Here is a 12,972-nt window from a genome sequence, read left to right on the forward strand (position 1 = left end):
TGACGATGAAAATTTTGATGGTACTCACCTCCCACGACCAACTCGGTGATACCGGCAAGAAAACCGGTTTCTGGCTGGAGGAGTTGGCTGCGCCTTACTATATCTTCAAGGATGCGGGCGCGGAGATAACCATGACTTCGCCGAAGGGCGGCCAGCCGCCCCTGGACCCGAAAAGCGAAGACCCGGATTCACAAACCGAGTCCACCGAGCGCTTCCAGAAGGATTCGGAGGCACAGGAGGCACTGGCCAATACAACGCCACTCGCCGACGTCAAGCAGGAGGACTACGATGGTGTCTTCTATCCGGGCGGTCACGGTCCCCTGTGGGACCTCGCCGAGGACAAGGACTCCATCGCCCTGATCGAGTCCTTCTACGCCGCCGGAAAACCGGTTGCCGCGGTCTGCCATGGGCCGGGAGTGTTCCGCCATACCAAGGGAGCTGACGGTGAACCCCTGGTCAGCAGCAAGCGCGTCACCGGATTCGCCAATTCGGAAGAAGATGCAGTGGAATTGACCGAGGTGGTGCCCTTCCTGGTGGAGGATATGCTACGGGCCAACGGCGGCCTCTACACCAAGGCGGAAGACTGGCAGAGCCATGTGGTCACCGACGGACAGCTGATCACCGGTCAGAATCCAGCTTCTTCGGAAGAGGGTGCCAAAGCGCTGCTGGGGCGGCTGTAAAGCGCCAATGCGGCGGCTGCCATGGAGTGCCGGCGGCCAGCCGCAGATACCTGGTTTCGAACCAGTCTGCCATCGATTCATCATAACGGCGCAGCCTGCTATCCAGTAACAGTGACCTCTGGGTTCCGGCTTGCGCCGAAATGACGGAAGCGCGGACCCCCTGTCCGCGCTTGCAGCCAATCCGCGGTTTAACTTGCGGCCAACTGAGAGTAAAATACCCGAGTAAGAAACTCGGTTATTTGAGAAGCTTTATGTCACAACAGCCTTCAGACCTGAACGTCACTATCACCGAATCCGCCCAGGGTTACCTCCGTGAACTGCTGGAGAAGCAGGACTGCGAGGGTATCGCTGTGCGCATGTTCGTGTCGAATCCCGGCACTCCCAACGCGGAGACCTGCATCGCCTACTGCCGTCCCGGCGAGGAGCAGGAGGGAGATGTGATGGTGGAATACGAGGGCCTCAAGGCTTACTTCGAAGGGCGCAGCATCCCTTACCTGGACGAAGCCCGGGTGGACTACTCCACGGACAAGATGGGTGGCCAGCTCACCATTCGCGCGCCCAACTCGCGTATGCCGAAAGTCACCGACGACAGCCCCATCGAAGACCGTATCAACTACGTGCTCTACAGCGATATCAACCCCGGCCTCGCCGCCCACGGCGGCCAGGTGAGCCTGGTGGAAGTGACCGACGACCATTATGCAGTACTGAAATTCGGCGGCGGCTGCCAGGGCTGCGGCATGGTGGATATGACCCTGAAAGAGGGTGTGGAAAAGACCCTGAAGGAAAAGATTCCCGAACTGGCCGGGGTCAAAGACATTACCGACCACACCGATACATCCCAGGCCTACTACTGATCTGGACCAGATATAAAAACGCGGGTAGAGCCCGCGTTTTTTATGCTTGCGGTGAAATCATTTCCACACCTTCCTTCTGTAGGAGCGGCCAGCGGCCGCTCCTACAGCAGATAAATAAAACCCGGCGCCACACAAGTTTCCCGAACCGGATCAAGGCACCATCGCGGTAAAAATAAATACCGCGAAAACCACCAGGTGCACGGTCCCCTGCAGAATCGTGGCGCGCCCGCCGGACAGGGTCATGGTTGTCAACAGCAGGGTTAGTGCGAGCAGCGTTATTTCCTTGGCGGGCAAGCCGAGATGCATCGGCAGGTCCAGAAAGATAGAGGTAAAGACGATCGCGGGAATGGTCAGGCAGATACTGGCGAGCGCCGAGCCCAAGGTGAGGTTGAAGCTGATCTGCATGCGATTGCGCAGGGCGGAACGGATGGCGGCGGTGGTTTCCGGCAGCAGTACCATCGCGGCGATGGCGATACCCACTACCGCGTGCGGCATGCCCGCGCGCTGGACAAAACCTTCGATGGGCGGTGCCAGTGATTCCGCGAGGCCGACGACAGCAACCAGGGACAGGATCAGCAAAAGCAGGCTGGACCCGGCGGCGAAAGTTGAAGGTCTACGCTCATCCCTGGTTTCGACACCCTCGGCCTCGGGCAGGAAATAATCCCGGTGGCGGATGGTTTGCACAAAAATAAATACGCCATACAGCAACAGCGAGACCACGCCGGCGAATATCAACTGCGAATCGGAAAAGGTCGGGCCCTCGGTACTGAAGGTGAAATCCGGCAGTACCAGAATGGTGGTGACCAGGGTCGCGAGAACCGCCAGGGCCGGCGTTGTCCCCTCGGTGCGGAAGCCGAGGACCCGGTGCTTCAGGGCGCCTATCAGCAGGCACAGGCCGATGACCCCATTGCACACAATCATCACCGTTGCGAAAACCGTATCCCGCGCCAGGTCCCTGGAATCCAGGGTCTCCGACAGCATTATTGAAAGGATCAGCGACACTTCGATCACAGTGACCGCCAGGGCGAGCACCAGCGCGCCGAAGGGCTCGCCCACTCGGCGCGCTATAACTTCCGCGTGGTGAACAGCGACAAGGACCGCCGCGATCAGCGCGGCCGTGGAAACCAGCAGAAGAAACCACCCCAGCGAGCGACCCCAGACCAGGGCCAGTACCCCGCAGGCGGCCAGTGGTGCGCCGATGCTGCACAGGTGGAATTTGCGCGACAAGCGGGTAATCGGTTGCAGCATAGGTCCCTTGCTTTCGAGTCTCCTGATTACTTGGGCACTGTGGGCAGAACGGCATTCCGCCATTCAGTTTGGCCCAATTGTCGCTGTCTATGGCGAATCCATGCGCTTTTTGGTCTTGCTGGTCGCCTGCGCCGTCAGTGGATCGTCCGGCCAGTAGTGCTTCTGGTACCTGATCCTGAGTTCCTTCTTCACCTCCTGATAGGTGTTGGCCCAGAAGCTGGCCAGGTCCCGGGTGACCTGCACCGGCCGCCGGGCGGGGGAGAGTAGGTGAATCATCAGGGGATACTGCCCCTTGAGAACCGCCGGGGTCCGCGCCAGGCCGAACATTTCCTGCAGGCGCACCGCCAGCACCGGCTCTTCCCCTTCGTAGTCGATCGGGATATGGGAACCGCTGGGCGCGGTGAAATGGGTTGGAGCCAGTTGGTCTATCTGTTGCTGGCAGGGCCAGTCCAGCTGGCTTCGCAAGATGCTGTGCAGGTCGAGCTGTTTCAGCTGCTCCAGTTTACTGAGGCCCTGCAGATGGGGAAGCAGCCAGTCTTCCAGAGATTCCCTCAGCACTGTGTCGCTCCAGTCCGGCAGTGCCAGCTCCGCCAGTAAATTGGGAAATTCATTCACATTGCGGCGCAGAAATTCCACCCGGGCGCGCAGGGTAACAGCCTCTCTGCTCCAGGGTAGAGTATTCAAGCCCTTCTGATGAATGGCATCCAACAGGGCGCGGCTGAGCAATTCCGGGGAAATATTTTTTGCCGGCTGTTCATCCAGCACTAAGCGTCCGAGGGTAGTGCGTTCGCTGGCAACGGCGCGATCGCTGTTGTCATCCCAGCGCACGGATTCGTTCCGCTCGATCAAATCGGCAAAGTACTCGCGCAGAACAGATTCGGAAATACGCGCGGCCAACTGGATACGCGCATCGCGGCCCTGGCCGTCCAGTTCCGCTATCACCAGGTAATCCACCAGGGCCAGTTCGTCGTCGTGGGAGAAATGGGCACCGCGGCCGCTGGCCAACAGGAAGCGGCGCTCCCGGTCGTGGCGATTGCGGGCGATGCGATCCGGGTAGGCCTGGCCCAGCAGCACGCCGGTGCGGTCGATATCGTCGATGCCGCTTGTGTTGCCTTCCACTCCCGGCAGCTGCCCCTGCCAGATTCCGGCCTGCTGGCGGATGCGCTGTATGGCGCCTTTGTCGGCATTTGGATTCTTAGTCCGGCCGAGGAGAACTTCCATGCGTTTGTGAATATCCCGGTCCCAGCGCTGTTCACCCCGAAATATATCCCGTTCGGAAAGCAGCGACGCCAAAAGGCAGGCCTCCCGCGCCAGGCCCCAGTCGAGGCTGCGGATCATCATATGGGCGAGGCGCGGATGGGTGCCCAGCGCCAGCATGGCCTTGCCGTGCGCGGTGATCCGCAGTTCCCGGTCTAGGGCACCGAGTTGCTGCAACAGCTCCCGGGCCTGGGCCACGGGCCCGGGCGGCGGTGGGTCCAGCCAGCGCAGTTCATCCATTTCGCGAACACCCCAGTGGGCCAGTTCCAGTACCAGTGGCGCCAGATCGCTGATGAGGATTTCTGGGGCGTTTTTCGGCGCCAGGCCCTGCTGCCGGGATTCGCTCCACAGGCGCAGGCACTGACCTTCGCTCAGGCGTCCGGCGCGGCCACAGCGCTGGGTGGCCGAGGCTTGGGAGATATTAGTGGTCACCAGGCGGTTCATGCCCGTGTTCGGATCGAAGCGGGATTCCCGCATCAGGCCCGAATCCACCACCATATGGATGCCCTCGATGGTGAGGCTGGTCTCAGCCACATTGGTGGCCAACACGATTTTGCGCCGGCCGGACGGGGAGGGCGCTATGGCGGTGTCCTGCTGCTGTTTACTCAGGTCCCCGTAGAGCGGGGCGATGGTGATCTCCTTTCGGTCGGCGAGTTGTTCCCGCAACCGTTCCTCCACCTGCCTGATCTCGCCCACGCCGGGTAGGAAGGCCAGCAGGCTGCCGTCCTCCACATCCATCCACTCGGAAATCTTGCGGGCCATCAGCGCGGGCAGTTGGCGGTTGTCATCGGGAACCTGACGATGCGGCAAGTAGTGAACGTGAATCGGGAAGCTGCGGCCCTCACTGCTGACCACCGGGGCGCCGCCGAGCAGAGCGGCCACCGCTTCGGTCTCCAGTGTGGCGGACATCACCAGCAGTTTTAGATCCTCGCGCAGATACTCCTGGGATTGCAGGCACAGTGCCAGGGACAGATCCCCTTGCAGATTGCGCTCGTGGAATTCGTCGAAGATCACCAGTGCCGTCTGTGCGAGTTCCGGATCCGACTGTAGCAGCCGGGTCAGGATTCCCTCTGTGACCACCAGTATGCGGGTTCTGCCACTCATCTTGCGCTCGGCGCGGATCTGGTAGCCCACCGTCTGCCCGACCGCTTCCCCCAGCAGTTCCGCCATCCGCGCAGCCGCACTGCGCGCCGCCAGTCGCCGCGGCTCCAGCATGATAATGTTTCTGCCTCCCAGCCAGTCGCAGTCCAGCAGCGCCAGCGGCACCACAGTGGTCTTGCCTGCGCCGGGCGGGGCCTGGAGGATGACGTTATTGTGCCGGCTCAGGGCGGAGAGCAGTTCGGGTAAAGCGGTGTGAATGGGCAACTCTGACATGGGCGGTATTATAACGGCTGGGGAACATATCGAGGATATGGGAGAAAAATAAGCTGGCGTATTCGGTTGGGCCCTGTTCTTGTTGCGCCTGGCGAATCAATAGAGGTATCTTGCCGGCACACAAACACTGCGTAAATCTGCTTGTCTCCCTATGAAAATTTTATTCTGGATTGGAACCGGGTTTGCCGCGATAGCGGTTATCTGCGTTATATTTTTTGTCATCGTTTTTCTTAACATGGCTTTTGTCGCCCAGATAACCGAGTGGAAAGTGTCAAGGGGAAAAGATTATGTTGTGCTGTTGGATGGCGTGACGATAGAGGAGGTTGAGCACAACCATCCTTCACTGGAACGGGAATGGGAACCCGGTGCCGGCGATATAGCAGCGGCGAGACGGGTGCTGCTGACACCGGATAACGCGCTGGAAGAGGGCGAGAGGGTCTTCGATAAAGACCCAAACCGCCAAGTCCTGCAACTGGACGCCACTGGCGAGTTGCCTGTGAAAATCTTTATCGGTCAGATAATCTACGCTCGGGATGGCGATAATCTCGGGGACAAACTGGTGGAGTTTGAAGATGCGCCCTTCGATGGGCCTGGGTATATCGGCGGTATCAACAGCGAATGGTTTCTGTTATCGGCGGCGTTAAAGGAGTTTCAGCATGTGGAAACCCGCCTGTGGCAGGTCAACCACTCGACGCTGCAAATGGAGATGATAGAAGAGAATCCCTATTACACCTTTGAGCGGCCTCCGAGAACATTCTCGCCCGAGGGCTTTCCCGGTGTAATCGTGGCCATTTATCAGGGCGATGTTTCCTATGGCTTTGGTGGCGACTCGTCCCGCCCCGCCCATACCGTTTTGCGGGTCTATACGCCCCAGTTCCCCGATGGTGTAAACCTGGCCCGATTTGCTTTTAAGGCCGGAATCGTCGTAGATGTCGATTGGTGGGAGGGCGCGCTGCTGGTCACCGGCGATCCCAGTCGCCCCGTGGCGGCGGATAAGCCCCGCTTGCCGCCGAGAATCTGGAAAGTGCGCCTGCCAGGGTAAGCCCCGAATGGCACTGACTTAAGCGGTGCAACCTCCGTAGGATGGGCAAAGGAGCGTAGCGACGTGCCCATCATCCGCGGCTTTGATGGGCACGCTGCGCTTTGCCCATCCTACAAAATAGCGAATCCCGGCTTAATGACGAAAAGCGGATTGTGGGCGATATTGCCGGCTGGGGTATTACAATCCGATCAGTTTCCACCGGCCCGAGCCGATCCGGCCCGGGACTGACCCGGGGACTATTGCCCCCAGATGGATTCTACATACTCCGGATGGTCCACGAAGGGATTCCGGTTGCCCTGGAACTCCTGGGCCGCATCGTTGCGGTCGAGTTCCCACTGGCTCACGGGATCGGCATTGTGCCAGTCGATCAGCAACTGCAGTGCCCAGTCTTCAAACACCTGATTACTGGAGCCGTCCAGCACGGCATCGCCATAGATGCTGTAGTTTTCCCAGCTGGCAATCACATTCTGGTAGCGTGTGGCCATGTAGAAGTGGGCCCGCGCCACATCGCCCTTGAACTCGTCAATGGGTTCGAACACTGTGTCGATATAGCCCTGGCTGGACTGGCCGGAACCGAGTTTGCTGCCGTTGCTGGACACGGCGCTGGTGGTGGCCACCTCACCATAGGGGTAGCTGGAACGCAGGGCGTTTACATAGCCGTCGGAGGCAAAGATGTGGTGTACGTCGGTGTTCATCGGCGCTACGGCGCCGCCGAACCAGGAGCGCGGAAAGCTGTGCTCGCGGTTGTAGCAGTCGCCCTCGCTGTCGTAGTTACCACACTGGTCGCTCACCGCGGTGTAGTTATAGGAATCGCTGCCGGTGGGCTTTTCCGAATAGATATCCAGAATCGATCCGTCCTGCTCGTAGTGGTAATCCAGATCGTTGGCGGCGTAGAAGCTCCACAGTGCGCTGTAACTCTGGGCGGAGTGATCCCTGATGATGTTGTAGAGCGCCGTTTTCAGGCTGTAGCCGCTCAGGCCCTTCGCGGGGTCATAATAGCCGTCATCGCTGTCACCGCCGCTGGTGCCTGTGGGTTCAAAGGTATCCACATAAACCACTTCCGTGCCGTCGAAGCCCGACCGGTCATAGAACCGCAGCCCAACCTCTATGGTGCCGCTGGAACTGGCGGTGAGGCTATAGCTGAGCTGTTGCCACTGGCCAGTGAGCGAATAGTTGGTGTAATCGCGATAGCCGTTAACGTAGAGGCGCGCACTCACATGGCCTTCGGTGTGGCGGACCCATACGGAAAAATCATAAGTCTGTCCCGCGGTGATACCCACCGTCTGCCGAAAATCCGTCGAGGACTGTTCGCCGGTTCTGACGGTTATTGCCGCTGAAGAATTGCCGCCGTAAACGACGGATGTGCTTTGGCTGACGCTGATGCCCGAGTCAATGGTAGTCCAGCCATCGGGACTGCCGCCAGTCCAGTTTTCGAAATCACCGTTTGCCACATCGGCATTCGCCCATTGGCTAAATACCGATAACAACAAAAACACTCCAAGGTATTGTTTCATCACTATTATCCTGAGGATTGCAGTTGGGGACATAAAGAGAGAACCCGTCCCGATATACCGCTATAGCTGCTCGTTAAGGGGGCAATTGGAACAGGTGTTGGGATCCGGAGCTCCACATCTGCTTGAGCACTGATCAATCTCACTGGCGACTACGAAACTGTTGCAGGACACACCTGGCGATCGCCTGGTCAGCCGCATGAAGCCCTTAATAAACAAGCAGCTATAATGGTTGCCCGTCACAATACTGTTTATATATGACAGTATTTGGTGCGCTTCTGTGATCAATACAAATTAGTGCGGCCCACCATATTGGTGGCGGATCTTTATATAAATTGGCTAACTTTTATGGTGGGCCGGGGCGCCATCAAGGTGGATTCGGAGCACGACAAAATCGCAGGCTTCCGCATCGAAAGCCTGCGTCAAAAAAGAATACTGCGCAAAAGACAGTTTCGTTAGGTTGATTGCTGGATTCTAGACTTGAATGCCAAAGATCTGAACCAACCCGACAATGATCAAATAGATGGCGACTATGTAGTTGAGCAATCTTGGCCATATCAGTATTGCGATGCCTGAGAGTAAGGAGATAACGGGAACCAATTCAAAATGTAGAGTCATATCCATTCACCATTGACTGTGAGATTTTTTGCGCCAACCGACAAGCCTTGTTCGTAATTTCGAACTTAATGTAGTCGAAGATCGTGATAAACGCATCAGATTGTCGGCGTTTTTACTTGCTAGTGGGTCAAGAAAGGCTGCTGCTGGTACAACCACTGCTGAAACTGGGTTTTAGGCCGTGCGCCTGACAGCCGCGCAACCTCCCGGCCACCATGGAACACCATCAGGGTCGGAATGGAACGGATCTGGTAATTCGCCGCAGTGCTCGGGTTGGCCTGGGTATCCAGCTTGATAAAAGTGGCCCGGGTCGCCATCTCCGCCGCCACCTGGCTGAAAACCGGCGCAAACTGCCGGCAGGGGCCACACCAGGGTGCCCAGAAATCCACGACCACCGGCAGCCCCGACTTATCGACAAAGCGTCGGAAGTTCCGATCGGTGGCCTCGATTGGCCGCCCGTTAAGCAGCGCGCTCCGGCATTTGCCGCACAGGGGCCGATGGCTGAGTTTGTGGGTGGGCACACGGTTGATTGTGCCGCAAGCGGGGCAGACAATCTGCACAGGGGAGGTATCGGTCATTCGAGGATCTCAGCAGGTCAATGCTGGCAAGTATATGTGTATCGGTTACCTGATTTTAATCCATGTGTCGGCAGCCATGTATACTTCAGCTATTGTTGAGTAGCCACACTTGTTCCCGGGCTGGGCATTGCCCTTTCAGCCCTCCGGGTACGTCCTTGGTTTCCAGAAGCTTTAGCTGATAGTAATCACTATAGTGATTACTGACCTCCTCGTCAGTGACAGAGAAGGGTGGGCCTGGCAACAGCGTCTGATCGTAAACAAAAGTAATCAGCAACTGAGGTGCTTTCCGTGTGATCTCCATCAGGTGTGCTGCGTAACGGCGACGCATCTTTTCGGGAAGTGCCACCAGAGCGGCCCGATCATAGATGGCATCAACCGGGCCCAATATCTCAGCCGACAAATCGAAGATATCGCCGCCGTAGATATCGATATTCTCTGCGTTGTAGTGCTTTATTCTGTCGAGATCAGCAAACTGGGGTTCGACATCGAGTTCCGCAAACAGTTGTTTGATAGCCACGGTGCTCAGTTCAACGCCGGAAACATGGTAGCCCTTAGACAGTAACCAGGCGATATCAAGGGTTTTTCCGCACAGCGGTAAAAATATGCGGGCGCCTTTCTCTAAAGAAAGTTCGCGGAAGTTATCTACTAGAGCCGGATTGGCTTTGTGCTCGTGAAAGCCAATATCATTGCCCTCCCACTTTTTAAGCCAAAATTCGTGGTCCATACTAATTGCCTATGAAGTATGTTTGCGTATGAGCAATAGTATCAGTGTATGCTCTCTTCAGGTACATCGAGAGCTGCTTCCAGCGTTTTTATATGTTTGAAATTCTACCGCAACGGGTTGAATTGAAATAACTATGCTGGCTGGTAGTAGCCACCAGGCTGCCAGAATCGTTGGAATGATAGGTGAAAAATCAATGTTCCTAAATCTGCAGGCGTGACAGGATTGGTTCGTCGATATCCTGCGGGTGTTGCAAGGCAGACTCTATCCCGGTGCGGACGCCGAGGGCCGCGGTCTCACGGGACATGCTGGGTGCGCCCAGGTTCTCAGGTAGTGCGGCGACCTCGGGTAGATGGGGCAGGTGGATCCAGCCGGCGCGGATATCCAGATCGTTGGTGGCGATGTAGTGGAGGATGCCGTACATCAGGTGGTTGCAACAGAAGGTGGCAGCAGTATCCGATATATCGGCCGGCACGCCCGCGGAACGCATGGCCTTGACTATAGCTCGCAAGGGCAGGGTGCTGTGATAGGCAATGGGGCCACCGGGCACAGTGGGCTTGCCCTGCAGCGTCACGCCGCGGTTGTCCTTCAGCCGGTAGCGCGTCGAGTCATTGAAGTTCTGCGCGATACGCTCGACGGTGATGGTGGCGCGGCCGCCGTACTCACCCATCATCACAACCAGCTCAGGATTTACTTCCTCGATTGCGGTACGCACAACATCGATGCATTCGAAGAAGTTGTTCGGCACTACAATTCCGACAATTTTCGCGTTATTGATGGCTGTGCCGTCAAGGGATCGAACCACAGATTCGGCGGGATTGACCGGCGTATTGCCAAAGGCTTCAAAACCTGTCAGTAGAATCCTTGTCATTTATTGCCTCTCTATCCTAATCTGGCCCTCTGAAAAAGGACGCCAATATTTTACTCTGCGCTCCAATATGAGTTTGAGGGGCTTGTCCAGGTCCACGCTCACCTTGATGGCATTGCCTTCGGCTCGCATCCGCACATCGTGGGTGAGTTCCAGGTCCGGATAGTGAAGGGGATTAAAGCCGGTGTGGTGTTGGTTCTCATCGGGATAGGCCAAGCGGGTGCGGATCTCGCCTGCCTCCCGGTCGACATGCCGGGACAATACTTTAGGGGTCGGCGACCACTGGCCGGGGGTCGGTTCCAGGCGCAGATCGCCGTTACTGGCGATGCGGGTGCCGTGCATCACAATAATAACGCCTCTCTGGTGGCTTTCCGGCGCAGTGTCGTGAAAGGCCATAACCCCCACGCCACGGTTTTGAAAATAATCCCGCTCATTCAAGGCAAAAGCGTCCGCATCTGCGGAAATCTTCGCAGTATCTTTCCCGTGGTCACATGCCAGGAGTGAAAAACTCAATATAACAATGCCGACTGCTCTTAAAGAATGAATCATTATCAGCTCACTCTACAGTTCTTGGGTAATACCTCAATGGCACTAAGTTAAGGGTCGGCAGGGCAATTTTCGTAGGATAGGCAAAGCGTAGCGTGCCCATCAAGGCCCGGGAAGATGGGCACGTCGCTGCGCTCCGTTGACTCGCGCCATCCATGGCACTCGCCCGCTTTGCAGGCGCCTGCGGCGTCCAAATCGGCAATCCTGCCGATTTGTGCCCAACAAGAAGAAGCGGTTTATTAACCCTCGATGGGGCCACCGTGGATATTTTGCCGAAGCTTAGCAGACTTTGTCTGTCAGCTCATATCGTTGGGCACTGTGTATACAGGCGTGGGAAGGGGTAAGGATATGGATATCAGCGGCTTCGCGGGCGTGGCCCCGCTCCTACACAGAGACTGTAGGAGCGGGCCATGCCCGCGCATGATTTCAGGCGTTGCGTGCTTTTAGCGGTTCTCTCAACTGCTCCGCCATCTTCAACAGCAGCGATTCGGTGGTCTCCCAGTCGATACACTTGTCGGTTACCGACACGCCGTATTCCATCTGGCTGTGATCTTCCAGAATCTTCTGGTTGCCGGCCTTGAGGTTGCTCTCCACCATAATGCCGATAATGGACTTATTGCCGTCCAGTATCTGGTGGGTGACGTTATCGACTACCAGCGGCTGCAGCTCGTGGTTCTTGTTGGAGTTGGCGTGGCTGCAGTCGACCATGATGTTTTCCGGCACCTTGGCCTTTTGCAGCTCCTGCTCGCACATGGCCACACTCACGGAGTCGTAGTTGGGTTTGTCGTTGCCGCCGCGCAGCACCACATGGCCGTAGCGGTTGCCGGCGGTGTGGATGACTGCGACCTGGCCTTCCTTGTTGATGCCGAGGAATCGGTGCGGGTTGGCCACGGATTGCAGGGCGTTGATGGCCACGTCCAGGCTGCCGTCGGTGCCGTTCTTGAAGCCCACGGCGGAAGAGAGGCCGCTGGCCATTTCCCGGTGGGTCTGGGATTCGGTGGTGCGCGCGCCGATGGCGGACCAGGAGATCAGGTCCTGCAGGTACTGGGGCGAAATGGGGTCCAGTGCCTCGGTGGAGGTGGGCAGCCCGATTTCGGCGATATCCAGCAGCAGCTTGCGGCCGATATGCAGGCCATCCTGAATCTTGAAGGAATCGTTCAGGTAGGGGTCGTTGATCAGCCCCTTCCAGCCCACGGTGGTGCGGGGCTTTTCAAAGTAGACGCGCATGACGATCAGCAGGGTGTCGGACACCTGGTCCGCCACTGCTTTCAGGCGTCGCGCGTAGTCCAGGGCGGCGTCCACATCGTGTACGGAGCAGGGGCCGATCACCACCATCAGGCGGTGGTCCTTGCGGTCGAGAATGTCCCGCACCGCGGTGCGGCCGGCGGCAACGGTGGCTTCCGCGGCATCGCTGACCGGCAGCTCCGCCTTGAGTTGCTCGGGGCTGATCAGAATTTCCTGGGAGACGACATTCAGGTCGTCGAACTGCTGTGTGGTCATAGTGAAATCTTTACTGGTGCGCACGGCGCACCCTACGTCCAATTAGAGTGAGTGGGTATCCTACCTAGAGCTTGCAGGTACGGCTAGGGTTTCATTTGTAACCAAATGGGGTTTTTCCGGGCTGGGGCGGGCCGGTGGCCCGCTTTGCGGAGCTGGAGCTCCGCGGTCTCGGGCGGGT

General features: G+C 57.8%; 12 protein-coding genes. 3 read left to right on the forward strand and 9 right to left on the reverse strand.

Annotated features, from left to right (window positions below):
- Positions 1–5 precede the first annotated feature (5 nt).
- The gene (locus FHS09_RS03650; RefSeq protein WP_183456819.1) at positions 6–680 is read left to right on the forward strand and encodes a type 1 glutamine amidotransferase domain-containing protein; all 675 of its coding nucleotides are present in this window, start codon (positions 6–8) and stop codon (positions 678–680) included.
- Between the two features lie 251 nt (positions 681–931).
- On the forward strand, positions 932–1,534 hold the full coding sequence (gene nfuA, locus FHS09_RS03655) for a Fe-S biogenesis protein NfuA (protein WP_183456821.1): 603 nt from the start codon (positions 932–934) through the stop codon (positions 1,532–1,534).
- A 150-nt stretch (positions 1,535–1,684) separates the two neighbouring features.
- Here nfuA and FHS09_RS03660 read toward each other — a convergent pair whose 3' ends face one another.
- Together FHS09_RS03660 and hrpB are read right to left on the reverse strand one after the other, a co-directional pair.
- Positions 1,685–2,782, reverse strand: coding sequence for a calcium:cation antiporter (locus FHS09_RS03660; RefSeq protein ID WP_183456823.1), 1,098 nt, complete (start codon positions 2,780–2,782; stop codon positions 1,685–1,687).
- Between the two features lie 87 nt (positions 2,783–2,869).
- Positions 2,870–5,413, reverse strand: a complete 2,544-nt coding sequence (gene hrpB / locus FHS09_RS03665; RefSeq protein WP_183456825.1) for an ATP-dependent helicase HrpB — start codon at positions 5,411–5,413, stop codon at positions 2,870–2,872.
- A gap of 268 nt (positions 5,414–5,681) precedes the next feature.
- Here hrpB and FHS09_RS03670 point away from each other — a divergent pair, with 268 nt between their 5' ends.
- The gene (locus FHS09_RS03670) at positions 5,682–6,455 is read left to right on the forward strand and encodes a hypothetical protein (protein WP_183456828.1); all 774 of its coding nucleotides are present in this window, start codon (positions 5,682–5,684) and stop codon (positions 6,453–6,455) included.
- A 236-nt stretch (positions 6,456–6,691) separates the two neighbouring features.
- Here FHS09_RS03670 and FHS09_RS03675 read toward each other — a convergent pair whose 3' ends face one another.
- From FHS09_RS03675 to FHS09_RS03705, 7 genes are all read right to left on the reverse strand, one after another.
- Complete coding sequence (locus tag FHS09_RS03675) at positions 6,692–7,969, reverse strand: endonuclease (RefSeq protein WP_183456830.1); 1,278 nt, start codon at positions 7,967–7,969, stop codon at positions 6,692–6,694.
- Positions 7,970–8,440: 471 nt separating this feature from the next.
- Positions 8,441–8,590, reverse strand: coding sequence for a DUF3096 domain-containing protein (locus tag FHS09_RS03680; protein ID WP_343057396.1), 150 nt, complete (start codon positions 8,588–8,590; stop codon positions 8,441–8,443).
- A gap of 113 nt (positions 8,591–8,703) precedes the next feature.
- Positions 8,704–9,159 carry a thioredoxin TrxC gene (trxC, locus tag FHS09_RS03685; RefSeq protein WP_183456834.1) on the reverse strand — a complete coding sequence of 152 codons (456 nt, stop codon included), beginning with the start codon at positions 9,157–9,159 and terminating at the stop codon, positions 8,704–8,706.
- 85 nt (positions 9,160–9,244) lie between these two features.
- Entirely contained in the window at positions 9,245–9,883 is a 639-nt protein-coding gene (gene tmpT / locus FHS09_RS03690; RefSeq protein WP_183456836.1) for a thiopurine S-methyltransferase, read from the reverse strand.
- A gap of 199 nt (positions 9,884–10,082) precedes the next feature.
- On the reverse strand, positions 10,083–10,751 hold the full coding sequence (gene pcp, locus FHS09_RS03695; protein WP_183456838.1) for a pyroglutamyl-peptidase I: 669 nt from the start codon (positions 10,749–10,751) through the stop codon (positions 10,083–10,085).
- Positions 10,752–11,297 carry a hypothetical protein gene (locus tag FHS09_RS03700; RefSeq protein WP_183456840.1) on the reverse strand — a complete coding sequence of 182 codons (546 nt, stop codon included), beginning with the start codon at positions 11,295–11,297 and terminating at the stop codon, positions 10,752–10,754.
- Between the two features lie 423 nt (positions 11,298–11,720).
- The gene (locus tag FHS09_RS03705) at positions 11,721–12,794 is read right to left on the reverse strand and encodes a 3-deoxy-7-phosphoheptulonate synthase (protein ID WP_183456843.1); all 1,074 of its coding nucleotides are present in this window, start codon (positions 12,792–12,794) and stop codon (positions 11,721–11,723) included.
- Between the last annotated feature and the right edge of the window lie 178 nt (positions 12,795–12,972).

Source organism: Microbulbifer rhizosphaerae, assembly GCF_014191725.1.
Lineage (GTDB): Bacteria > Pseudomonadota > Gammaproteobacteria > Pseudomonadales > Cellvibrionaceae > Microbulbifer > Microbulbifer rhizosphaerae.

Coding starts and splice junctions, on each gene's coding strand:
- FHS09_RS03700 (WP_183456840.1), bottom strand. CDS start 11,297: ATGATTCATTCTTTAAGAGCAGTCGGCATTGTTATATTGAGTTTTTCA.
- FHS09_RS03705 (WP_183456843.1), bottom strand. CDS start 12,794: ATGACCACACAGCAGTTCGACGACCTGAATGTCGTCTCCCAGGAAATT.
- trxC (WP_183456834.1), bottom strand. CDS start 9,159: ATGACCGATACCTCCCCTGTGCAGATTGTCTGCCCCGCTTGCGGCACA.
- FHS09_RS03675 (WP_183456830.1), bottom strand. CDS start 7,969: ATGAAACAATACCTTGGAGTGTTTTTGTTGTTATCGGTATTTAGCCAA.
- FHS09_RS03660 (WP_183456823.1), bottom strand. CDS start 2,782: ATGCTGCAACCGATTACCCGCTTGTCGCGCAAATTCCACCTGTGCAGC.
- FHS09_RS03650 (WP_183456819.1), top strand. CDS start 6: ATGAAAATTTTGATGGTACTCACCTCCCACGACCAACTCGGTGATACC.
- pcp (WP_183456838.1), bottom strand. CDS start 10,751: ATGACAAGGATTCTACTGACAGGTTTTGAAGCCTTTGGCAATACGCCG.
- hrpB (WP_183456825.1), bottom strand. CDS start 5,413: ATGTCAGAGTTGCCCATTCACACCGCTTTACCCGAACTGCTCTCCGCC.
- FHS09_RS03680 (WP_343057396.1), bottom strand. CDS start 8,590: ATGGATATGACTCTACATTTTGAATTGGTTCCCGTTATCTCCTTACTC.
- nfuA (WP_183456821.1), top strand. CDS start 932: ATGTCACAACAGCCTTCAGACCTGAACGTCACTATCACCGAATCCGCC.
- tmpT (WP_183456836.1), bottom strand. CDS start 9,883: ATGGACCACGAATTTTGGCTTAAAAAGTGGGAGGGCAATGATATTGGC.